The organism is Streptomyces sp. NPDC048290 (assembly GCF_040652095.1).
Lineage (GTDB): Bacteria > Actinomycetota > Actinomycetes > Streptomycetales > Streptomycetaceae > Streptomyces.
Window position 1 is genome coordinate 1 of record NZ_JBEZLM010000051.1, and the last position, 22,620, is coordinate 22,620.

Sequence of the window (22,620 nt, forward strand, 5' to 3'; positions counted from 1 at the left end):
TAGTAGCTCCGCTACGAGGGCTTCCGCCCGGCACACCGAGAGCACGCACCGAACGCCGCTCCTTCTCCCACGGAGATCCATCAGACACCCCCTAGACCGGGTGCCGCCTGGTGCTGTTGTCCGGACAATGTGACCGAGTCGCCCTCCCCGGTGTCCGGGGACACGATCCTCGTGTCCGATAATCGGGCGTTTGGGATCGGTGTGAGTGAACGGTCCCGTCTGACACACAGCACACGGCACACAGCACACGGCAAGAAGGGCACGGCCTCGTGGCACGGTTTCGGACCTGGGTAGGCATCGCGCTGGCGGGAACGCTCTGCGCGTCCCTCGCGGGATGCAGCAGCACCGGCGGCAAGCGCGCCGAGGACGCCCGCAAGGCCGCCGCCGAACGGGGGAAGTCCGCGGTCACCACCCCGCGCTGGACCTTCGCCATGGTCACCCACTCGGGCGACGGCGACACCTTCTGGGACATCGTCCAGAGCGGCGCCGAGGAGGCCGCCGCCAAGGACAACATCAACTTCCTGTACTCCCACGACGACGAGGCCCAGCAGCAGGCGCAGCTCGTCGACGCGGCCGTCGACAAGAAGGTCGACGGGCTGATCGTCACCCTCGCCAAGCCGGACGCCATGAAGGCGGCCGTGGCGCGGGCCGTCGCGGCGGGCATCCCGGTCGTCACCGTGAACTCGGGATCGGCCGAGTCCAAGGCGTTCGGCGCGCTCACCCACATCGGCCAGGACGAGACCATCGCCGGACAGGCCGTCGGCGAGGAGCTGAACCGGCGCGGCAAGCAGAACGCCGTCTGCGTCCTGCACGAACAGGGCAACGTCGGCCACGAACAGCGCTGCGCCGGGATCAAGGACACCTTCGACGGCCAGGTGCAGAACCTGTACGTCACCGGCACGAACATGCCGGACGTCCAGTCCGCCCTGGAGGCCAAGCTCCAGACGGACCGGTCCGTCGACGCCGTCGTCACCCTCGGCGCGCCCTACGCCGACACCGCCGTCAAGGCCAAGCAGGGCGCGGGCAGCACCGCCGAGATCGACACCTTCGACCTCAACGCCAAGGTCGTCACCGGGCTGGAGAACGGCACGCTGGGCTTCGCCGTCGACCAGCAGCCCTACCTCCAGGGCTACGAGGCCGTCGACCTGCTGTGGCTGTACCGCTACAACGCCGATGTCCTCGGTGGCGGCAAGCCCGTGCTGACCGGCCCGCAGATCATCACCAAGGACCAGGCGGCGGAGCTGGCCGAGTACACCGAGCGGGGCACGCGATGAGCGCGACGGCCACGGAGCCGGGCGGTTCCGGGGGCGGTGCCGGTGAGCCTCGGGGCAGACTGCTGCCCACCTCGCCGCTGCGGCGGCTGCTGGCCCGGCCCGAGCTGGGCTCGGTCGTCGGCGCGGTCGCCGTCTTCGTCTTCTTCGCGCTGGTCGCCGACAGCTTCCTGCGGCCCGCCAGCCTCAGCACGGTCCTCTACGCGGCCTCCACCATCGGCATCATGGCCGTACCGGTCGCGCTGCTGATGATCGGCGGCGAGTTCGATCTGTCGGCCGGTGTCATGGTGACCTCGTCCGCGCTGATCTCCTCCATGGTCAGCTACCAGTTCACCGCCAACGTCTGGGTCGGGGTCGCCGTGTCCCTGGCGCTCACCCTCGCCATCGGCGCGTTCAACGGCGTCATGCTGACCCGCACCGGACTGCCCAGCTTCATCATCACCCTCGGCACGTTCCTGATGCTGACCGGGCTGAACCTCGGCTTCACCAAGCTGATCAGCGGCACCGTCTCCACCAGGTCCATCGCCGACATGGAGGGCTTCCCGAGTGCCCACGACCTCTTCGCCTCGACGCTGACCGTCGGCGGCGTCGCCTTCAAGGTCACCATCCTGTGGTGGCTCGCCCTGGTCGCCCTCGCCACCTGGATCCTGCTGCGCACCCGCGCCGGGAACTGGATCTTCGCGGTCGGCGGCAACAAGGACGCCGCCCGCGCGGTGGGCGTCCCGGTCACCGCCACCAAGATCGGCCTCTACATGGGCGTCGCCCTCGGCGCCTGGATCTCCGGCCAGCACCTGCTGTTCTCGTACGACGTCGTCCAGTCCGGCGAGGGCGTCGGCAACGAGCTGATCTACATCATCGCGGCCGTCATCGGCGGCTGTCTGATCACCGGCGGCTACGGCAGCGCGGTTGGCTCCGCGGTCGGGGCGCTCATCTTCGGCATGACCAGCAAGGGCATCGTCTTCGCCGAGTGGAACCCCGACTGGTTCAAGTTCTTCCTCGGGGCGATGCTGCTCCTCGCGACCCTGCTCAACGCGTGGGTCCGCAAGCGCGCGGAGGCGACGAAGTGACGACCCCGGATCCGCGCGTCCCGCGCGTCGAGCTCACCGGCGTCGCCAAGCACTACGGCCCGGTCCGTGCCCTTCACGACGTCTCCCTGACCGTCCACGCGGGCGAGATCACCTGTGTGCTCGGCGACAACGGGGCCGGGAAGTCCACCCTCATCAAGATCATCGCCGGGCTGCACCGCCATGACGCGGGCACCCTGCGGATCGACGGGGAGGAGGTCCCGGGCGGTCTCGCCTCGCCGCGCGACGCCCTGGACCGGGGGATCGCCACCGTGTACCAGGATCTGGCGGTGGTCTCGCTGATGCCCGTATGGCGCAACTTCTTCCTCGGCTCCGAGCCGCGTACGGGCGTCCGCCCGTTCCGGCGGCTGGACGTCGCCCATATGCGGGCGACCACCCGCGCGGCGCTGCTCCACATGGGCATCGACCTGCCCGACGTGGACCGCCCCATAGGGACCCTGTCCGGCGGGCAGCGCCAGTGCGTGGCCATCGCGCGGGCGGTGCACTTCGGGGCGCGGACGCTGGTGCTGGACGAACCGACGGCGGCGCTGGGGGTGCGGCAGTCGGGGGTGGTGCTGCGGTATGTGGCCGCTGCGCGGGAGCGGGGCCTGGGCGTGGTCCTGATCACCCACAATCCGCACCACGCGCACCTCGTGGGGGACCGGTTCATGCTGCTCCGGCACGGGACGACTACGGGTATGTACGGTCTTGCCGACATCAGCCTGGAGGCTCTGACCCGTGAGATGGCGGGCGGCGAGGAACTGGACGCCCTCCACCACGAGCTGCTCCGCCGGTAGCCCCGGAGAGGGGGGCCCTGTCCATTGCCGGGTGCGGCTCCGTTGTGCCTGGTCGCGCAGTTCCCCGCGCCCCTGGGGGAAACGGGTCCGTGGGCATGTGCGGGTTCGATGTGGTTGTTCGCGCAGTTCCCCGCGCCCCTGAGGGAACGGGTCCGTGGGCATGTGCGGCTCCGTTGTGGTTGTTCGCGCAGTTCCCCGCGCCCCTGAGGGGGGTGGGGCTGGTCGCCGTTTAGGGGCGCGACAAGCCACGGCGAACCCGCACCCGACTACGAACCTGTCTTTTCAGGGGCGCGGGGAACTGCGCGACCAGGCACAACGGAGCCGCACCCGACCGCGGACCTGTCTTTCTAGGGGCGCGGGGAACTGCGCGAATAGGCGCCACCGGGCCGCACCCGACCGCGGACCTGGTCCTTTCAGGGGCGCGGGGAACTGCGCGAACGGCCACGGCGGGCCCGCGCCCGATCACCGGCCTGGTGTCAGGGGCGAACGGGCGTCACCGGCCCGCACCAGACCACCCGCCCCTCCCCACCCCGGAGCCTCCCCGTTCGCAGCCGGAGGCCACCGTGGGGCAGAATCGGCCCCGATGAGCACCTACCGCGACCTCGCCTTCCCGAAGGCCCTGGCCAACGCCCGGGTCGGTGGCGCCCCCATCGGCTCCCGCCGCGCCACCGCCCTGCGCACGGTCGGCACCCGGGAGCGCCGCTCACACCTCACCGCCCCCCGCGTCCCCACCGTCGGCATCGACATCGGCGGCACCAAGGTGATGGCCGGTGTCGTGGACGCCGACGGCCAGATCATGGAGAAGCTCCGCGCGGAGACCCCGGACAAGTCCAAGAGCCCCAGAGTCGTCGAGGACACCATCGTCGAACTCGTCCTGGACCTCTCCGACCGCCACGACGTGCACGCCGTCGGCATCGGCGCCGCCGGCTGGGTCGACGCCGACCGCAACCGCGTGCTCTTCGCCCCCCACCTCTCCTGGCGCAACGAGCCCCTCAGGGACCGCCTCGCCAGCCGCCTCTCCGTCCCCGTGCTGGTCGACAACGACGCCAACACCGCCGCCTGGGCCGAATGGCGCTTCGGCGCCGGACGCGGCGAGGACCACCTCGTCATGATCACCCTCGGCACCGGCATCGGCGGCGCCATCCTGGAGGACGGCCAGGTCAAACGCGGCAAGTACGGCGTCGCGGGCGAGTTCGGCCATATGCAGGTCGTCCCCGGCGGGCACCGCTGCCCCTGCGGCAACCGCGGCTGCTGGGAGCAGTACAGCTCCGGGAACGCCCTGGTCAGAGAGGCCCGCGAGCTGGCCGCCGCGGACTCGCCGGTGGCGTACGGGATCATCGAGCACGTCAAGGGGCAGATCTCCGACATCACCGGCCCGATGATCACCGAGCTGGCCCGCGACGGCGACGCCATGTGCATCGAGCTGCTCCAGGACATCGGCCAGTGGCTCGGCGTCGGCATCGCCAACCTCGCCGCCGCCCTCGACCCCTCGTGCTTCGTGATCGGCGGCGGTGTCTCCGCGGCCGACGAACTGCTGATCGCCCCCGCGCGGGACGCGTTCAGACGGCACCTCACCGGCCGCGGCTACCGCCCCGAGGCCCGCATAGTGCGGGCCCAGCTCGGCCCCGAGGCCGGGATGGTGGGCGCCGCCGACCTGGCCCGGCTGGTCGCCCGCCGCTTCCGGCGCGCCAAGCGCCGCCGGGTGGAGCGCTACGAACGCTACGAGCGGTACGCCGAGGCCCAGCGCGCCGCCTCGCCCTCGTCACCGCCCTCGTCACCGACCTCGCGGGAGCCGATGTGACCCTGTCCGTGTCGCGCGAGGCGATGTCCCCGAGCGAACCGCCGGGCCCGCCCGAGGGCCGCGGCCACATGATCCGCCGCCGCGCCCTCACCCTGATGACCATCGTGCTGCTCATCGGCATCCCGGCCGGATACCTGGTGATCTCCGCCAACCAGAGCCGCGACAGCGGCAAGAAGAAGGAGGAGAAGTACGCGGCGACCGGCCTGACCTTCGCCTGGCCGTCCAAGGTGCAACTACGCCTCTACCAGGTCCCCATACCGCGCCCGGCGGGCAAGGTCGCCTACTACGAGACCAACAACTGGCGCACCAGCCGCCTCTACGTCCAGTTCCAGACCCCCAACGCCAACCTGGACGAGTTCCTGCGCGACATGGGCACCAGCCGGCTCGCGCTGGAGCGCAACCGCATCACCGTCAGCGCCCGCGACCAGAAGGTCACCGGCTGGCACTTCGACACCGCGGGACCCTGGTACGGCCTGACCCACGACCAGAAGGACCCGCACCCCAGCCAGGACGTGATGGTGAGCTTCGCCGACCCGAACAACCCGTTCGTCTACCTGGTGTCCAGCACCACCCCGTGACAGTGCGGCGCCGGTCGCCGGGGCCGATTGTCAGAGGCCGCCCGTAGAGTCGTGGACAAGTGGAACGACCGGCGGGCGGGAGGTGACCAGACGTATGGCGACGACGGACGACAAGGCGGTGGACGCGCAAGGGGACGCGCACGGGGCGCCGCCGTCGCGGCTGGCCGCCGTCTTCCTGCCCGCCCCGCTCCCGAGGAACGCGCGGATGGCGTTCTGGGACCCCGACGGCGGCACCCCGCAGGGCGACACGCTCGAGCTGACCGTCGTCCGCCCCCATGGCTCGTCCGTACGGCGCCGGAAGACCCCCGCGCTCGCACTGCCCCTCGCGACCGCCCTCCCCCTCCTCGTCCGCGCCCGCCACGACCCCGCCGCCCACCCCGCCACCGCCTGCTGGGGCGCGGCGGCGCTGCACGCGCTGCGGCTCGCCGCCCGGGGCCGTCTGCTGCCCGGCCTCACCGGCGAGGGCTTCGACGCCTGGCGGGCGGGCCCCCTCGACCCCGCCGACATCGCCCATCTGCGCGCCGTCGCCGCCGCCCTGCCCCCCGAGGGCCACGCCGTGCCGCTGCCCGGCCCCGGCCCGCTCCGGCTGCCCGAGCCGGAGGCGCTGCTGCGCTCCTTCCTGGACGCCGTCGCCGACACCCTGCCCCGCACCCCGGCCGCCCCCCACGCGGCCGGGAAGCCCTTCGCCGACGCCCGCCCCCAGCGCCTGCCCGGCGCGCGGGACTGGGCCGCCGAGGTCGCCGCCGGGATGGACGCGGGAGTGCGGATCTCCCTGCGCCTGGACCTCTCGGCGTACGACCTGTTCGACAGCGGCGAGGGCGGCCACGCGGGCGGGGCCCCCGCGCGCGGTGCGGGCGCCGCCGTCGTCCAGGTGCACAGCCTCGCCGACCCCACCCTCGTCGTGGACGCCACGGCGCTCTGGGCGGGCGACGCCGACACCGCGTTCGGCCCCCGCTCCCGGGTCGACGCGGCCCTCGCGGTCCGCCGGGCCGCCCGCGTATGGCCCCCGCTGGAGCGCCTCACCGAGCGGGACGTGCCCGATGTGCTCGCCCTGTCCGAGGCGGAGGTGGGCGATCTCCTCGGGGTCGCCGCCGCCCGTCTCGCCGCCGCCGGGGTCGCCGTCCACTGGCCCCGCGACCTGGCCCAGGACCTCACCGCGTCGGCCGTCGTCCGCCCCGCCCCGGGCTCCGCCACCGACGGCACGGGCTTCTTCGAGGGCGAGGACCTCCTCCAGTTCCGCTGGCAGCTCGCGCTGGGCGGCGACCCGCTCAGCGAGGCCGAGATGGACGTCCTGGCGGAGGCCCACCGCCCGGTGGTGCGGCTGCGCGACCGCTGGGTGCTGGTCGACCCCGCCCTCGTCCGCAAGGCCCGCAAGCGCGAACTGGGCCTCCTCGACCCGGTCGACGCGCTGTCCGTCGCCCTCACCGGCCGCGCCGAGGTCGACGGCGAGCCGGTCGAGGCGGTCCCCGTGGGCGCGCTCGCCGCGCTGCGCGACCGTCTCACCACCGGCGTCCGCCCGGCCGAGCCGCCCCCGGGCCTCGCCGCCACCCTGCGCGACTACCAGCTACGCGGACTGGCCTGGCTCGACCTCATGACATCCCTCGGCCTCGGCGGCTGCCTCGCCGACGACATGGGCCTCGGCAAGACCGTCACCGTCATCGCGCTGCATCTGAAGCGGGCCCGCCCCGAGCCGACCCTCGTGGTCTGCCCCGCCTCCCTGCTCGGCAACTGGCAGCGCGAGATCACCCGCTTCGCCCCCGGCGTCCCGGTCCGCCGCCACCACGGCACCGAGCGCGCCCTGTCCGAGCTGACCGGCGGCTTCGTCCTCACCACCTACGGCACCATGCGCTCCGCCGCCACCACCCTCGCCGCCCACCGCTGGGGCATGGTCGTCGCCGACGAGGCCCAGCATGTGAAGAACCCCTACTCGGCCACCGCCAAGGCGCTGCGCACGATCCCGGCGCCCGCGCGGATCGCCGTCACCGGCACCCCCGTGGAGAACAACCTCTCCGAACTCTGGGCCCTGCTCGACTGGACCACCCCCGGACTCCTCGGCCCCCTCGCGTCCTTCCGCGCCCGGCACGCCCGCGCGGTCGAGAACGGCGAGGACGACGAGGCCGTGGAGCGCCTCGCCCGGCTGGTCCGCCCGTTCCTGCTGCGCCGCAGGAAGTCCGACCCGGGGATCGTGCCGGAGCTGCCGCCCAAGACGGAGACCGACCATCCCGTCCCGCTCACCCGCGAACAGGCCGCCCTCTACGAGGCCGTGGTCCGCGAGTCGCTGCACGCGATCGAGGCGGCGGACGGCATCGCCCGGCGCGGGATGGTGCTGAAGCTGCTCGGCGCGCTCAAGCAGATCTGCGACCACCCGGCGCTGTACCTGAAGGAGACCCCGGGCGACCGTCCGGGCGCCAGCGGCACCGACCGGCTGGCCGCCCGCTCGGGCAAACTCGCCCTCCTGGACGAGCTGCTGGACACCGTGCTCGCCGAGGACGGCTCGGTGCTGGTCTTCACCCAGTACGTGGGCATGGCCCGGCTGATCGCCGGTCATCTCACGGCCCGCGCGATCCCCGTGGACCTGCTCCACGGCGGCACACCGGTACCGGAGCGCGAGCGCATGGTGGACCGCTTCCAGAGCGGGGCGACACCGGTCCTGATCCTCTCCCTCAAGGCGGCGGGCACGGGCCTGAACCTCACCCGCGCGGGCCATGTCGTCCACTTCGACCGCTGGTGGAACCCGGCCGTGGAGGAACAGGCCACCGACCGCGCCTACCGCATCGGCCAGACCCAGCCCGTGCAGGTCCACCGTCTGATCACCGAGGGCACGGTCGAGGACAGCATCGCGGAGATGCTCGCCGCGAAGCGCGCCCTGGCCGACGCCGTCCTCGGCCAGGGCGAGGCGGGGCTCACCGAACTCACGGACCGTGAACTGTCCGACCTCGTCTCCCTGCGGAGGCCGTCATGACCGGCCTCGCGCGGGAGCCCGAGGGCGCGGGCGGTGTGCCCGGTGCCGGTCCCGCCGACGCGGCCCGGCGTGCCCTGCGGGCGGCACGGGAACGGGGGGCCGGGGACGGCGGCGGTGAGGAGGACGGCGCCCCGGGTCCTGGTCCAGGTCCGGGTCCAGGTCCGGGTCCAGGTCCGGGTCCGGTGAGCCGCGTCCGCGCGGGCGGCGGCGGAATCCGGCCCCTCGCCTCGGGCCCGCGCCCCGGTGACGCGGCGCGCGCGGCGCTGCGGGGCGCGGTGTCGGCGCGTCGGACGCTTGACGCGGGGGACGGCGACCAGGAGGCGGGGGCGGAGGCGGCGGAGACGCCCGGCACGGCGGGCCCGGTCACATCCCCGACCTCGGCCGCATCCCCGATTCCGGCCGCATCCCCGACCCCGACCCCGGCCCCAGCACCGACCCCGATCCCGCCCCCGATCCCCGTCGCGTCGGAGCCCCGTACTCCCGGCTCCCGGCGCCCCGGCGACGCCGCCCGCGCGGCCCTGCGGTCGGCCCGCGCCGAGGAGCGGACGCGTACGGCGAAGGGCGACCGCCCGGACCCCGCCACGCCGGACACCGGGACCCCCGGCGCCCCCACGGGGACCCCCGCCACGCCGGACACCGGGACCCCAGGCACCCCCACGGGGACTCCCGGCACCCCCGCCCCGGCCCCCGAGCGCCCCCGCCCCCACCGCTCCGCCGACCCCCCGGCCCCCCAGCCGGACCCGCACCCCACCCTCCCCACCATGTCCTCCCCGACCATGTCCTCCCCCTCCCTGTCGTCCCCCTCCATGTCCTCCCCCCGCCGGGACGGCGATCACCGGCGTACGTTCCCCGCCCTCGCCCCCCGCTCCACACCGGACGGCGCCTTCGCCGCCACCTGGTGGGGCAACGCCTGGATCGCCGCGCTGGAAGACGGCGCCCTCGACCCCAAGCGCCTCGCCCGTGGGCGCCGTTACGCCGAGCAGGGGAAGGTGGACGCCATCACCGTCACCCCGGGCCTGGTGCTGGCGTACGTCCAGGGCAGCCGCGCCCGGCCGTACCGGGTGCAGCTACGGCTGCGGACGCTGGCGGACGACGACTGGGCGCGGTTCCTGGACACGGCCGCCGAGCGGACCGGCCATATCGCCGCGCTGCTCGACAAGGAGATGCCGCACGCCCTGGCCGAGGGCGAGGTGCGGCTGCTGCCCGGCCCCGGCGAGCTGGACCCCCGGTGCAGCTGCCCCGACCCCGCCGTCCCCTGCAAACACGCGGCGGCGCTCTGCTGCCAGACGGCCCGGCTGCTGGACGCCGACCCGTTCGTCCTGCTCCTGCTGCGCGGCCGGGGCGAGCGCGAACTGCTCGACGCGCTGTCCCGCCGCAGCGCGGCCCGCGCGGCCCGCGCCGCCCAGGACCGGGCCCCCGCCGGACCCCCCGGCGTCCGTGCCTCCGACGCCCTCGCCCGCCGCGCCCTCCCGCCGCTGCCGCCACCCCTGCCGGTCCCCCCGCACCCCGAGCAGCCGCCCGCCTACCCGGCGTCACCGGGCGGCCCCGACCCGTTCGCCCTGGATCAGCTGGCCACCGACGCGGCGGCCCGCGCGCACGCCCTGCTGACCACGGGCCGTGACCCGCTCGCCGGGCTCACCCTGTGGCAGGACGCGGTCCGGCTCGCGGCGGCCCGTCCCGGCTCGGGACTCACGGCCGGTTCCCGCGCGCTGTACGCCTCGCTGGCCTCCGCCGCCGGACGCACCTCCGCCGAGCTGGCCCGCGCGGTGGCGGCCTGGCGGCAGGGCGGCTTCGAGGGGCTGACCGTCCTCGAAGAGCCGTGGGACCCGCCCGCCGGGCGCTTCGACCGGGCCCGTCCGCTGCTGCGCGCCGCCGACCTGCCCGCGTTCCGCCCCTGGCGCAACCGGCTCACCCACCCGCAGGGCCGCCTCCAGCTCCGCCTGGGCCGGGACGGCCTCTGGTACGGCTACGAGTCCGAGCCCGGCGCCGACGACTGGTGGCCCCGGGGCACCCCCGACCTCGACCCGGTCGGCGCGCTCACCGGCCTCGCCGGGCAGTAGCCGGACGGAGTCCCGCCCCGGACGACCACGCCATGGACGGCGTTTTCCTGGTGCACGTTTTCCTGGTTCACTCGGAGCCGTGGCCAGGATCTTGATCGTGGAGGACCACCCGGCGACCGCGCTGGCGCTGCGCCGGCTGCTCGCCCGGGACGGGCACGAGGTGGTGGCCGCCGCCGACGGCCGGGAGGCGCTGCGGGCGCTGTTCGAGGAGCGGCCGGAGCTGATGGTGCTGGAGACCCGGCTGCCGGAGCTGGACGGCTGGCAGGTGCTGGCCCGCACCCGCGACATGAGCGATCTGCCGGTCCTGGTGCTGTCGCAGGACCCGGACGCGGTCCGCGCCCTGCGCTCCGGCGCCGACGACCATGTGCGCAAGCCCTACGACGACGAGGAACTCCTCGCCCGAGTCGAGGCGCTGCTGCGCCGCGCCGGACGCCGCTGGGCGGGCGAGCGGGCCTCGCGCAACCTACGGCTGGTCCCGGAACGCCGGGTCGTGGTCTGGTACGGCGGTGAGGCCCGGCTCAGCGATCTGGAGTTCCGGCTGCTGCGGCTGCTGGTACGGCACCGGGGACAGGTGGTCACCACGGAACGGCTGCTGGACCAGGTGTGGGACGACCGGTCGGCGGTGGGCCGCGACCGGGTGAAGTTCGCCGTGCTGCGCCTGCGCCGCAAGCTCCGCCGCGCGTCGGGCGGCATGGGCGGCGACCCGGTGGAGGCGGTACGCGGCGTCGGCTACCGCTTCACGGACCCGGACGACGAACCGGACAGCACGCCACGCCGGACCGGGTGACCGCCGTCCCGGACGACGCTGAGTGCCACCGCCGGACGCCCGCCGAGCGACCGCCCCGGACGACCCCTACGCAATGCGGAGGCGATCGGCGACGGTCCCACGGCCCTGGAGTCCTGAGCCCCGAAGTCGGTTCCGCTCACGCCGGGCGGTACGCCGCCATCAGCGCCATGTCGTCGGTGGCCGGTCCGCCCGAGAATCGCCGTACGTCGCCGACCAGCGCGTCGAGCAGGCGCAGCGGGGACGCGAAGGTACGGCCCTTGAGGCGGGCGGCGGGGTCGTAGAAGTCGCCGCTGAGGTCGCGGGCCTCGGACAGGCCGTCGGTGTAGAGCAGCAGGGTGGCCTCGGGCGGGAACTCCCACTCGTCGGGGCGGCGTCGTCCGGGCGCGAGTCCGGCGAGGCCGAGGGGGAGCGAGAACGCCTTGGGGGTGAGGGTGTCCACCGCGCCGTCGCCGGACAGCAGCAGCGGGACCGGGTGGCCGCAGTTCACGATCCGCAGCACCCGCAGACCGGGCGGGATCTCCACCAGCACGCAGGTGGCGAAGTTCTCGGTGTCGTCGAAGCCGCTGCGCCGGGCGCTCTCCCGGGCCAGCGCGTGCTCCAGCCGGGTCGCCACCCCGGCCAGCGCCCGCTCGGTGTGCGCGGCCTCCCAGAACGCGCCGAGCAGCACGGACACCGTCTCGATCGCGCCGAGCCCCTTGCCCCGCACATCGCCCATCAGCAGCCGTACGCCGTACGGGGTGGACCGGGCGCCGTAGAGGTCCCCGCCGATCAGGGCCTCCTGTTCGGCGGCCTCGTAGCGGGTGCTCAGGCGTAGTCCGTCGATGCGTTCGGCGGGGGTGGGCAGCACGGCCCGCTGGGCGGTCTCGGCGAGGCTGCGGGCCGAGGCGAGCTGTTCCCGGCCCCGCTGGACGACCTTGTTCAGCAGGGCCGCGATGGCGGTGACGAAGACGATGGTGGCGAGTTCGGTGACCAGTTCCTGGACGCCCGCCGACTGCACCACCGAGCCCGCGACCACGTCCATCAGGGTGGCGGCGCCCAGGGAGAGGGCCCCGTAGGCGATGGTCGTCCAGAAGGAGAACAGCGGCGCCGCCATCAGCGGGGCGGACACGAAGAACGGGGTGCCGGTCAGGGAGGGCGGGGTGAACAGCTGGAACACGATGCCGAAGACGATCAGCAAGCCGGGCAGCAGCCGGGACAGCCGGGCGGCGAGACCGCCGCTCAGGGCTCCGGCGGGAGTGCCGTCGGAGCCCCGTCCCGGGATCGTGTCGGGGAACCGGTCCGGGGTCCCCTCGGGGAACCGGTCCGGGACACCTGCGGGCCCATCGTTCATACGATCCCCCGGATCGGCTACCGGACGTTCACCGTCGGGCGCGGCGGTGGGCCAGGAGCAGCCCGAGAACGAATCCGACGACGAGCGTCACGGTCAGGACGCTCCACAAGGGCAGGGTGACGCTGGGAATCCACAGCCGGATGGTGACCGACATCGTGTTCGCGGCGATGAACCAGATCGCCAGCGCCGCGAGCACCAGGAACCCGAGGGTGCGCAGGCGCACGTCCCGCCCTCTGACCGTCAGGGTGGACGGTCGATGTGGCTTCTTTGCCGTGTTCTGGGACATAGCGACCATTATCGTACCGCCCGGACAAATGGTCGATCCGCCGAAGGGGGGTCGGGAGGGGGCGGCGGCCATCACCACCGTGACGTGCGGCGATGCCCTTGTCTTGGCTGATCCGCCCCCTCCCGCGTCCTACGCGGACGGGGTCTGCCTGATCCCGTCGACGATGGCGCGCGTGATGATGGCGCTGGTGTGGTTCACGGTGCCGGGCGCGATCTCCACGCCGTACTTCGTCACCGGTTCCACCTGGACATCGCGCTCACCGAGGAAGACATGGGTCTTCCTGTCGAAGATCCACTCCTCGCGGGCACCGCTGGTCTCGTCCAGCCGGGCGACGGCGATCCCGTCCCGGCCGGCCGCGTCGACGGCGTCGTCCACGACGACCACCCCGGGGATCTTCGCCGCGGCCTTGAACAGCGCCGAGTACAGCGGCGCGGGCGGGTAGCTCTCGCCGAGCAGGTCGCCGATCGTGGAGAACGCCTGCTGGTCGGGCGAGTTGCCCATGCCCTCGGTCTCCTCGTAGATCTTCGCGAGGAGCTGGTCGGGGTCGGTGGTCAGCTGGGTGAGGTAGTCGTACGACGGTCCGTTCAGGTTCGGCACCGGGGTGTTGCCCTGCTCGTCGGGCAGGCTCAGCGTCTCGCCCTCCGGGCCGTCGTTGACCGCGGGGTCGATGAGCCAGCCCTCGGTGCGGTCGGCGGAATGCCACACCTGGCGGGTGTGCAGGGGGTGGCTGGCCAGGCTGCTCTTGTCGTCGACCGTCTGCACGAACGTGTCGGCGGTCCGGGACTCGATGTAGACGAACTGGCCGGGCCCGACCTCCGGGCGTGCCTCCCCGGAGGCGGCGGCCAGCGAGACCCGGTCGAGCAGCCGGGACGCCCCGTCGGGGCTGGCGGTGCCGAGGTCGGTGGTCAGCGCCGGACCGGTCGCGAGGCCGCCGCCTCCGCTGCCGCCGCCGTTCAGCGCGGTGCCGCCGACGATCGCCGCCGCCACGGCCACCGCGAGGGCGGGCAGGGTGATCGCGGGGCGCGGCAGCCGCAGCCGCCGGGTCCGCACCCCGGAGGACGCCGCCCCCGTACGCTCCTCGTGCTCGCGCATGTCCTGGATCTGGGCCATCAGACGCTCCTTGTGGAACTGGTGACGGCCCGGCGGCAGGTCGCGCGCTGTCCGGGACAGGAGCGGGGCGCTCTCGTCCCCCTCGGCAGGGCGCTGCCGGGACGGGTTCGCGTTCATCGGTTTCCTTCCTGTGCGGGCCGGACCACGGTGTCGTGATCGCCTCTTGTCTGTCGGACGGCGCGGACGAATTCCCGATCCCGGCGGCTTTTCTTCGGACGGGGGTCGGCGGCGGCGCCGGGCGGGTCGGACGGGCCGGGTGACAGGGGCGCCCCGGGCGGTCCAGGTGATGTGGGTGGCCCGGACGGACCTGCCGTGTCGGCTGCCCCGGACGTCCCAGCCGCCCCGGATGCCCCTGACGGCCGGGAGGGCTCGGGCGCCCCTGACGGCCCCGCCCGCCTCGACGGTCCCGATGACCCCGATGCCGCCGACAGTCCCGACCGCTCCGCCGGGCGCGCCAGTTCGGCCTCCGTCAGCGCGCGCAGCTTCTTGCGGGCCCGTGACAGCCGGGAGGCGACCGTGCCCACCGGAACGCCGAGCGCCTCGGCGGCGGCCCCGTAGTCCAGCCCCTCGCCCAGGCACAGCGCGATGACCTCGCGCTCACCGCGGTGCAGCCGGGCCAGCGAGGTCAGGACGGTCGCGAGCCGCCGCCGGTCGTCGATCCGCCCGGCCACCTCCTCGGCATGGTCGGGGACGGCGAGTTCGGCCGCGGCGGCGGCCCGCGCGGCGGCCCGGTACCGGCGGCCGGAACGGAACTGATTGCGCGCGGTGTTGGTCGCGATCCCCAGCAACCAGGGCCGCAGCGACCCCCCGTCCGGCTCCACCCTCTCCCGCAGCCGCCACGCCTCCAGAAAGGTCGCGGCCATGACGTCCTCGGCGCTCGCCCAGTCGGCGGTCAGCCGGAACGCGTGGTTGTAGACCGCCCGCGCATACCCGTCGAACAGTTCGGCGTACGCGGCCGGTTCCCCGGCTCTGATCCGGGAACGCAGTTGAGTGCTCACCTCAGACAGCTGTCCGGCACCCCGCACCCACTTCCCGTGACCTGGGCCACACCACCTGCCGCACATCCCCCGGGCACGGCGCGTCCACCCTACGGAGGGGCCGCCGTCCCCTGGCGCAGCAGCCACGTGGTGAGGGCGCGGGCCACACCGCTGACGGCTCCCGCGGCGACGCTGCCGAGCAGTGACTCGGCCACGCCCTTCACCGACCGCCACGGCGAGGGCATCGCCCTGACCAATGTGGGCATGGGGGCCGGTTCGAGCGGGCGGGCGCCGCCCTCTACCGGGAGATCGGCGAACGCCCCGGCGAAGGACGCGCCTCGGGCGACCTCGTCGGCGCGCTCCTGGACATGGCACGGTACGAGGAGGCGGTCGCCGCCGCTGGAGATCTTCGAGGAGGTCGGGGACCCGCACGGCGTCGCCAGGGGACTCGCCGACATCGGCGCCGCCCTGATCGAGCCGCACCGCCACGCCGAAGCCGCCGCCTGCCGCAGTGCCATCGACCTCTTCCGCCGGACGAACGACCCGGTGGGCGAGGACATCGCCCGCACCAACCTGGACCGCGCGCTCCAGGCGACGCGGGGCGACACCGACTGACGCCACGCCGGGCCGTCCCCACCGGTCTAGTCGGGTGTTGCCCCCTGCCCGTCGCGAGGACCCGGGGTGAAGGTGATGTCCAGGCTGGTCAGCCCCCGGAAGTTGAGGCTGCGCTGCCAGCGCGGCGGAGCACCGTCCAGCTTCCACCCGGGCAGCCGGGTCAGCAGCGCCTCCAGGACCACGACTCCCTCCAGCCGGGCCAGTGCCGCACCGAGGCAGAAGTGCGGCCCGTAGCCGAAGGCCACATGCCGCCCGCCGGGGCGCTGGAAGTCGAGCGTGTCGGGGTCGGGGAACACCGCCGGGTCCCGATTGGCGGCGCCGCACACCAGCAGCACCGTCTGTCCGGCGGCGATGGAACGCCCCGCCAGGTCCAGGTCGTGCCGGGCCCGGCGCAGCAGCAACTGCACGGGACTGTCGTAGCGCAGCAGCTCCTCGACGGCGGCGGGGATCAGCTCCGGGCTGCGGCGCAGCTGATCGGCGGCCTCGGGCTGGGTCAGCAGCGCGAGGGCGGCGTTGCCGATGAAGTGCGTGGTCGTCTCGTGCCCGGCGATCAGCAGCAGCGCGCAGTTGGCGAGGAGTTCGTCGACGTCCTGCCCCGGGTCCTCGACGCCGGTGGCCAGCAGGGCGCGCAGGGTGTGCGGTGCGGGCGGCCCGTCGTCGCGGGTGAGGAGCCCGCGGAGGTAGTCGAGCATCCGCGTCATGCTCTCGGAGGCCGCCCGGCTGCCGTCGGCATCGAGCCGGGAGTCGCCGATGGCCGCCGCCACGGGGTCCGACCAGGAGGACATCAGGGACCGGTCCTCCTCCGGTACGCCCAGCAGATCGCAGACGACGGCGAGCGGCAGCGGACGGGCCAAGTCCCCGACGACGTCCATCCGTCCGGCCGGTACCGCGCGCCCGACGATCTCATCGACCGCGCCGGATATTCGCTCGCGCAGCACCGCCACGGCCCGGGGCGTGAACGCCCGGCTCAGCAGGGAGCGCAGCCGCGCGTGGTCGGGGGCGTCGCTGTACAGCATCTGCCGGCTCAGGACCCGGGCCAGTGGCCGCAGTTCCTCGGAGACCGCCTCGATGTCCGGATAGCGCACGGAGGAGAACCGCGGATCGCCCGCCGCGCCGCTGACCACGGCATGACCGGTGGCGACCCAGGCGTCCAGCCGCCGGTCCCAGGAGAGATCGTCGGCGCTGCGCAGCTCGCGATAGAGGTCGTAGAGACGCTCCTGGTTCTGGGGTCTCAGGGCGGACAGCAGGGTCAGGGGCATCGATCTAGGGGGCACAGCGGCACCGTAACAGCAGGGGATCGTCCCGACGCCCGGCCCTCCGCCACGAACCGGAGCCCGCCGCACGGGCGTTGGCACATGCCTGCACGCTCCGCACCCGCTCGGGCACGGCTCGTTCACCGTATGGAGTTCACGCCGACAAACGGCGAAGAGCGCGGAAGGACGCGCGGCGCGGGGAGCGGAACGGTGGTGTTGTGCGGACCCGGCCATGTGGCGTCCCCGAAGAGATGAGAGGGTCTGACGGGTGAGCGAGACACCACCGAACACCCTGCAATACCGCCTCGACGGGCCGGAGGACGCCCCGGTCCTGATCCTGGGTCCCTCACTGGGCACGACGTGGCACATGTGGGACCGGCAGGTACCGGAGCTGGCCGAGCAGTGGCGCGTCATCCGGTTCGACCTGCCCGGACACGGCGGCGCGCCCGCCTATCCCGCCGGGTCCGTCACCGAGCTGACGGCCCGGCTGTTGACCACCCTGGACACCCTCGGGGTGCAGCGCTTCGGCTACGCCGGGTGCGCCCTCGGGGGCGCGGTCGGCGTGGAGCTGGCCCTGCGCCACCCCGAGCGGCTGGCCTCCCTCGCGCTGATCGCCGCGTCCCCCCGGTTCGGTACGGCGGACGAGTTCCGTCAGCGTGGCGTGATCGTACGGACGAACGGGCTCGACCCGATCGCGCGTACCGCGCCCGACCGCTGGTTCACGGGCGGGTTCGCCGCCGCCCAGCCCGCCATCACCGACTGGGCCGTGCAGATGGTGCGCACCACCGACCCCGGCTGCTACATCGCCGCCTGTGAGGCGCTCGCCACCTTCGACGTCCGGCCCGAGCTGGGCCGGGTCGGGGTGCCGACGCTGGTCCTGGTCGGCTCCGACGACCAGGTGACCGGCCCGGCCGAGGCCCGCACCCTGGTCGCCGGAATCCCGGACGCCCGGCTGGCCGTCGTACCCGGTGCCTCCCATCTGGTGCCGGTCGAGCAGCCCGCCGCCGTGACCGATCTGCTCGTCCGGCACTTCTCCACCGCCTGGCAGCACCCCCACGACACCGGGCAGACCGCCCTCCCGGCGATCCCCGCCAAGCCCGTGCCGCTCCCGCCGCAGCCGACCGCGCCCCTCGCGGAGATCGCCCCCGCCGCCGTACCCGTGCCGCAGTCGGGGCGGGCCGATCCGTACGACGCCGGGATCAAGGTGCGCCGTGAGGTGCTGGGCGACGCGCATGTGGATCAGGCGCTGGCCCAGGCCGACGCGTTCTCCGGGGACTTCCAGGAGTTCGTCACCCGGTACGCCTGGGGGGAGGTGTGGGACCGGCCGGGGCTCGATCGCCGGACCCGGAGCTGCATCACGCTCACCGCGCTGGTCGCCGGGGGGCATCTCGACGAACTCGGCTTCCATGTGCGGGCCGCCCTCCGCAACGGTCTGACGCCCGCCGAGATCAAGGAAGTGCTGCTCCAGAGCGCCGTCTACTGCGGGGTCCCCGCCGCCAACAGCGCCTTCAAGGTGGCCCAGCAGGTGGTGCGGGAGGAGACCACCCCGGCCGAGTAGCCGGTACCGGGCCGCGCCCCATACCTCCATGATTCGTGCCCCCGTGCCCCCAGCCCGCGCGACCGCGACCCGCGGGCGGCAGGATGGGGGCATGAGGCTCACCAAGAAGACGCACGCGTGTGTCCGCCTGGAGAAGGACGGGCTGACCCTGGTCATCGACCCGGGCGGATTCAGCGAGCCGGACGCGGCCGTCGGCGCGGACGCCCTGCTCGTCACCCATGAGCACCCCGACCACTTCCACGAGGGACGGCTGCGGGCCGCCCTGGAGGCCGACCCGGCGGTCGGGCTCTGGACCCTCGCGGCGGTCGCCGACCGGCTCTCGCCCGCCTTCCCCGGCCGGGTGCACACCGTCGGACACGGCGACACCTTCACCGCCGCCGGATTCGACGTCCAGGTCCACGGCGAACTCCACGCCGTCATCCACCCCGACCTGCCGCGCATCACCAACGTCGGCTATCTGGTCGACGGCGGCCGGATCTTCCACCCCGGCGACGCCCTCACCGTCCCCGACCACCCCGTGGAGACCCTCCTCGCCCCCGTCCACGCCCCCTGGAACAAGGTCGCCGAGATCATCGAGTACGTCCGCGAGGTACGCCCGCAACGCGTCTACGACATCCATGACGCCCTGCTCACCGACCTCGCCCGGCCGATCTACGACACCCTCCTCGGCAATCTGAGCGGCGCCGAGCACCTGCGGCTGGCCCCCGGCGGCGACGCCGACCTCTGACCGGCCCGGGAGCCGGGCGCGGGGCGTTGTCAGACCCGCCGGGTAGGTTGGTGGACATGCGCATCGCGACCTGGAACGTGAACTCGATCACCGCCCGCCTCCCGAGGCTGCTCGCCTGGCTGGAGAGCAGCGGCACCGACGTGCTCTGCCTCCAGGAGGCCAAGCTCGCCGAGGACCAGTTCCCGTTCGAGCCCCTGCGCGAGCTGGGCTACGAGGCCGCGGTCCACGCCGACGGGAGATGGAACGGGGTGGCGGTGCTCTCCCGGGTCGGCGTCGAGGACGTGGTCAGGGGCCTGCCCGGCGACCCCGGCTACGACGGCAAGCACGAGCCCCGCGCGCTCGCCGCCACCTGCGGCCCGGTCCGCGTCTGGTCGGTCTATGTGCCCAACGGCCGCGAGGTCGGCCACCCCCACTACACCTACAAGCTCCAGTGGTTCGAGGCGCTGCGCGCCGCCGTCGCCGCCGACGCCCAGGGCACCCGCCCCTTCGCCGTCCTCGGCGACTACAACGTGGCACCGACCGACGACGATGTCTACGACGTGGCCGCCTTCGAGGGCCTCACCCATGTCACCCCCGCCGAGCGCGACGCCCTCACCGCCCTGCGCGACACGGGCCTGTCGGACGTCGTCCCCCGCCCCCTGAAGTACGACCACCCGTACACCTACTGGGACTACCGCCAGCTCGCCTTCCCCAAGAACCGCGGGATGCGCATCGACCTGGTCTACGGCAACGAGCCCTTCGCCAAGGCCGTCTCCGACTCCTATGTGGACCGCGAGGAGCGCAAGGGCAAGGGCGCCTCCGACCACGCCCCGGTGGTGGTCGACCTCGATGTGCCGCTGAGCTGAGCCCCGGGGGACTCTCACAGCGCCCCGAGGTCCACCGCCCCGGCCAGCGCCGCGAGGCCCGCGTCGCCGGGGTGGAGATGGTCGCCGCTGTCGTACGCCGGAAGCAGCCGGTCCGGATGGGCGGGGTCCCGCAGCGCCGCGTCGAAGTCGAGCACGGCGTCGAAGACCCCGCCGCCGCCGTCACGGACCCAGGTGTTCACCGCCGTCCGCTCGGCCTCCACCGCCGCCGTGCAGCCGCTGCGGCCACCGCACGGCAGCAGCGTCGCGCCCAGCACCCGCAGCCCCCTCGTGTGCGCCCGCCCGGCGATCTCCCGCAGCCCCTCGGTCAGCCGGGCCGCCGAGCCCCCGGACAGCAGATCGTTGATCCCATGGAAGACGACCACCGTCCGGACCGACGGCTGGCCGAACACATCGCGGTCCAGGCGGTGCAGCGCGCTCACCCCGGCCGCGTCCGTGGACACCCCGTCGCCCGGGTAGCGGTCCGTGGTGACCCGGTTGCCCGCGATACCCGCGTTCAGCACTCCGTAGCGCGGTACGCGGGACTGTCCGAGCAGCCGGTCCGCCAGGGCGTCCGGCCAGCGGCGGTTGGCGTCCACGGTGGAGCGGTCGCCGTCGGTGATCGAGTCGCCCAGCAGCACCAGCGTGCCCGGCCCGCCGCCCGCCTCCACACCGGTCAGCAGCGGCCAGTGGCTGATCGTGGAGGTGAAGGCCGTCCCCGCCGGGTCGGCCGTGCGATCGCCGGGGGCGTCCCCGACGTACGACCGCTGCACCGCCAGCCGGTGCGTGGGCAGGGCGGTCACCGTGTCCGGCAGGTGGATGCTGACCAGGAGATCGCTGTCCGCCGGGACCGGGAAGGGCACCGGGTCGCCGTACGTCTGGCTCCCGGCGGGGACGGTGGTGCCGGGGGAGCCGTCGAAGGTCACCGGGACCGGCGTCGTCCGCGCGGCGGCGCCCTCCCCCCGCAGCGCCACCGTCGCCGCGCCGATCCGCACCGGGGCGCCCGCGAACGCGTTGTCGAAGCGGAGCCGCAGATACGGGCCGCCCGCCGAGGTGTGCACGACCAGCCGCAGCGTCCGGTCCGTCCACGGTCCGACACCGACCAGCCCGGACGGGGCGGCGGCCCAGGAACCGGTCCACCCGTCGTCCGCCGCCGCCCGCACGGACAGCGCGAACACATGCAGATCCGGTGCCTGCGGCAGCCGTACGGCGGTGATCTCGCGGTGCGCGCCGAGCGGGACCGTCACCGCGTACAGCCGTGCCTTCCCGGTGACCTGGCCCGCGGGGGTGTTCAGATGCGGCAGGGCGACCGCCTTGGTGGCGAGCGGGCCGGTGCGCCAGTCGGGCGCGGTCAGCTCGAACGGGGCGGACGAGCCGTCGGCGTACGTGACGAGACCGGTGCCGCCCGCGTCGCCGCCGCCGGTCCCGGCCGCCAGGAAGGCGAGGGTGTCCCCGGCCCCGTCCACCGCCACCCACTGACCGGCGGCACGTACGTTGTCCGGCGCGCCCGGCGCCGTGGCGGGCCAGCTCAGCCGGGCACCCGCGAGGGTCAGCGTGACGCCGGGCGTCCAGCCGGCGGCGCTCAGATCGGCGGCCGACAGCGAGGCACCGGCCCCGTCGAAATCGGCCTCACCGGGCCGGGCGTCATCACTGACGGCGGTGTTGTCGAACAACTGGGCCAGCGGCAGCGGGGTGATGGGCGGGGCGGGGCGGGGGGTCTTGGCCGCGTCGCGGGTCTGCGTCGTGTCGCGGGTCTTCGTCGTGTCGAGGTTTCTCGTCGTGTTGCTGGTCTTTGCCGCGTTGAGGGTCTTGGCTGTGCGGCCGGTCTCTGCCGTGCGGCCGGTCTCCGCTGTGCGGCCGGTCTCTGCCATGCCGGTGGTCTCCGCTGTGCGGAGGGTCCTTGGCGCTCCGAGAGGTTTTGGTGCACCGACACCGTTCGCTCCCGCTCCGCCGAAGCTCTTCGTCGTGTCGGGGACATCCGCCGCGCCGGTGGCCTCTGTCGCGTGGAGGTTCTCCGTCGCGGTCGCCGCCTCCATCGCGGCCACGGTCTCCGTCGCGGTCACGGCCCGAGCCGCTTCCGTCGCCCCCGCCCGGACCGGCGCCGCGAGCGCGGGCACCGGCGGGACCAGCGACGCCACCAGCACCAGGAGGGGCGCCGCGATCAGAAGCCCGAACCGGTTCCCGCCCTGGAGCCCGGTCGGGCCCGTGAACTGGTCCCTGGTCCGGCTTCCGGTCTGGCGTGCGACGGGTTCCTTGGTCCGGCTTCCGGTCTGGCGTGCGACGGGTTCCTTGGTCCGGCTTCCGGTCGGGCCTGCGACGGGTTCCTTGGTCCGGCTTCCGGTCGGGCCTGCGACGGGTTCCTTGGTCCGGCTTCCGGTCGGGCCTGCGACCGGTTCCTTGGTCCGGCTTCCGGTCCCGCCCGCGACCGGCTCCCCGACCCGGCTTCCGGTCCCGCCCGCGACCTGAACCCCGGCCCGGTCCCCGATCCGGCCCTCAACCTGGCCCCCCACCTGGCCCCCCACCTGGCCCCCCACCTGGCCCCCCACCTGGCCCCCCACCTGGCCCCCCACCTGGCCCCCCACCTGGCCCCCCACCTGGCCCC

At 74.1% G+C, this 22,620-nt stretch carries 17 protein-coding genes and 1 pseudogene; 12 read left to right on the plus strand and 6 right to left on the minus strand.

Going from position 1 to position 22,620, the window contains the following annotated elements; all coding sequences use genetic code 11:
• The first annotated feature begins 269 nt into the window (after positions 1 to 269).
• The 8 genes from AB0D49_RS41200 to AB0D49_RS41235 all read left to right on the plus strand — a co-directional run bounded on the left by AB0D49_RS41200 (position 270) and on the right by AB0D49_RS41235 (position 11,320).
• Entirely contained in the window at positions 270 to 1,274 is a 1,005-nt protein-coding gene (locus AB0D49_RS41200; protein ID WP_362769228.1) for a sugar ABC transporter substrate-binding protein, read from the plus strand.
• A complete protein-coding gene (locus tag AB0D49_RS41205) occupies positions 1,271 to 2,338 on the plus strand; it encodes an ABC transporter permease (protein WP_362769231.1) in 1,068 nt (355 codons plus the stop codon). The genes AB0D49_RS41200 and AB0D49_RS41205 overlap by 4 nt, the downstream gene beginning before the upstream one ends.
• Complete coding sequence (locus tag AB0D49_RS41210) at positions 2,335 to 3,132, plus strand: ATP-binding cassette domain-containing protein (RefSeq protein WP_362769234.1); 798 nt, start codon at positions 2,335 to 2,337, stop codon at positions 3,130 to 3,132. Before AB0D49_RS41205 ends, AB0D49_RS41210 begins: the two co-directional genes overlap by 4 nt.
• Positions 3,133 to 3,715: 583 nt before the next feature.
• The gene (locus AB0D49_RS41215; protein WP_362769237.1) at positions 3,716 to 4,933 is read left to right on the plus strand and encodes an ROK family glucokinase; all 1,218 of its coding nucleotides are present in this window, start codon (positions 3,716 to 3,718) and stop codon (positions 4,931 to 4,933) included.
• Positions 4,930 to 5,511: a sugar kinase gene (locus tag AB0D49_RS41220; protein WP_362769240.1), complete on the plus strand. Its 582-nt coding sequence runs from the start codon at positions 4,930 to 4,932 to the stop codon at positions 5,509 to 5,511. Before AB0D49_RS41215 ends, AB0D49_RS41220 begins: the two co-directional genes overlap by 4 nt.
• A gap of 94 nt (positions 5,512 to 5,605) precedes the next feature.
• Positions 5,606 to 8,473: a DEAD/DEAH box helicase gene (locus AB0D49_RS41225; RefSeq protein ID WP_362769243.1), complete on the plus strand. Its 2,868-nt coding sequence runs from the start codon at positions 5,606 to 5,608 to the stop codon at positions 8,471 to 8,473.
• A complete protein-coding gene (locus AB0D49_RS41230; RefSeq protein ID WP_362769246.1) occupies positions 8,470 to 10,533 on the plus strand; it encodes an SWIM zinc finger family protein in 2,064 nt (687 codons plus the stop codon). The genes AB0D49_RS41225 and AB0D49_RS41230 overlap by 4 nt, the downstream gene beginning before the upstream one ends.
• A gap of 79 nt (positions 10,534 to 10,612) precedes the next feature.
• Positions 10,613 to 11,320 (plus strand): response regulator transcription factor, encoded by a 708-nt coding sequence (locus tag AB0D49_RS41235; protein WP_362769249.1) that lies wholly within the window; start codon positions 10,613 to 10,615, stop codon positions 11,318 to 11,320.
• 136 nt (positions 11,321 to 11,456) lie between these two features.
• Here AB0D49_RS41235 and AB0D49_RS41240 read toward each other — a convergent pair whose 3' ends face one another.
• The 4 genes and pseudogenes from AB0D49_RS41240 to AB0D49_RS41255 all read right to left on the minus strand — a co-directional run.
• The gene (locus AB0D49_RS41240; protein WP_362769252.1) at positions 11,457 to 12,650 is read right to left on the minus strand and encodes a PP2C family protein-serine/threonine phosphatase; all 1,194 of its coding nucleotides are present in this window, start codon (positions 12,648 to 12,650) and stop codon (positions 11,457 to 11,459) included.
• A 28-nt stretch (positions 12,651 to 12,678) separates the two neighbouring features.
• Positions 12,679 to 12,936, minus strand: coding sequence for a LapA family protein (locus AB0D49_RS41245; RefSeq protein ID WP_362769255.1), 258 nt, complete (start codon positions 12,934 to 12,936; stop codon positions 12,679 to 12,681).
• 129 nt (positions 12,937 to 13,065) lie between these two features.
• Complete coding sequence (locus AB0D49_RS41250; protein ID WP_362769258.1) at positions 13,066 to 14,163, minus strand: CU044_5270 family protein; 1,098 nt, start codon at positions 14,161 to 14,163, stop codon at positions 13,066 to 13,068.
• A 335-nt stretch (positions 14,164 to 14,498) separates the two neighbouring features.
• Positions 14,499 to 15,044 (minus strand): annotated as a pseudogene (locus AB0D49_RS41255) (RNA polymerase sigma factor); the annotation flags it as partial.
• Positions 15,045 to 15,173: 129 nt separating this feature from the next.
• Here AB0D49_RS41255 and AB0D49_RS41260 point away from each other — a divergent pair.
• Entirely contained in the window at positions 15,174 to 15,638 is a 465-nt protein-coding gene (locus AB0D49_RS41260) for a hypothetical protein (protein WP_362769261.1), read from the plus strand.
• A gap of 26 nt (positions 15,639 to 15,664) precedes the next feature.
• Here AB0D49_RS41260 and AB0D49_RS41265 read toward each other — a convergent pair whose 3' ends face one another.
• Complete coding sequence (locus AB0D49_RS41265) at positions 15,665 to 16,897, minus strand: cytochrome P450 (RefSeq protein ID WP_362769263.1); 1,233 nt, start codon at positions 16,895 to 16,897, stop codon at positions 15,665 to 15,667.
• Positions 16,898 to 17,159: 262 nt separating this feature from the next.
• Between AB0D49_RS41265 and pcaC the strand changes: the two genes are divergently transcribed.
• The 3 genes from pcaC (at position 17,160) to AB0D49_RS41280 (ending at position 20,021) form a co-directional block, all read left to right on the plus strand.
• Entirely contained in the window at positions 17,160 to 18,449 is a 1,290-nt protein-coding gene (gene pcaC, locus AB0D49_RS41270) for a 4-carboxymuconolactone decarboxylase (protein WP_362769266.1), read from the plus strand.
• Between the two features lie 91 nt (positions 18,450 to 18,540).
• Complete coding sequence (locus AB0D49_RS41275; protein ID WP_362769269.1) at positions 18,541 to 19,176, plus strand: MBL fold metallo-hydrolase; 636 nt, start codon at positions 18,541 to 18,543, stop codon at positions 19,174 to 19,176.
• A gap of 56 nt (positions 19,177 to 19,232) precedes the next feature.
• Positions 19,233 to 20,021 (plus strand): exodeoxyribonuclease III, encoded by a 789-nt coding sequence (locus AB0D49_RS41280; RefSeq protein WP_362769271.1) that lies wholly within the window; start codon positions 19,233 to 19,235, stop codon positions 20,019 to 20,021.
• Positions 20,022 to 20,035: 14 nt separating this feature from the next.
• Here AB0D49_RS41280 and AB0D49_RS41285 read toward each other — a convergent pair whose 3' ends face one another.
• The gene (locus AB0D49_RS41285) at positions 20,036 to 21,889 is read right to left on the minus strand and encodes an SGNH/GDSL hydrolase family protein (protein WP_362769274.1); all 1,854 of its coding nucleotides are present in this window, start codon (positions 21,887 to 21,889) and stop codon (positions 20,036 to 20,038) included.
• Positions 21,890 to 22,620 lie beyond the last annotated feature (731 nt).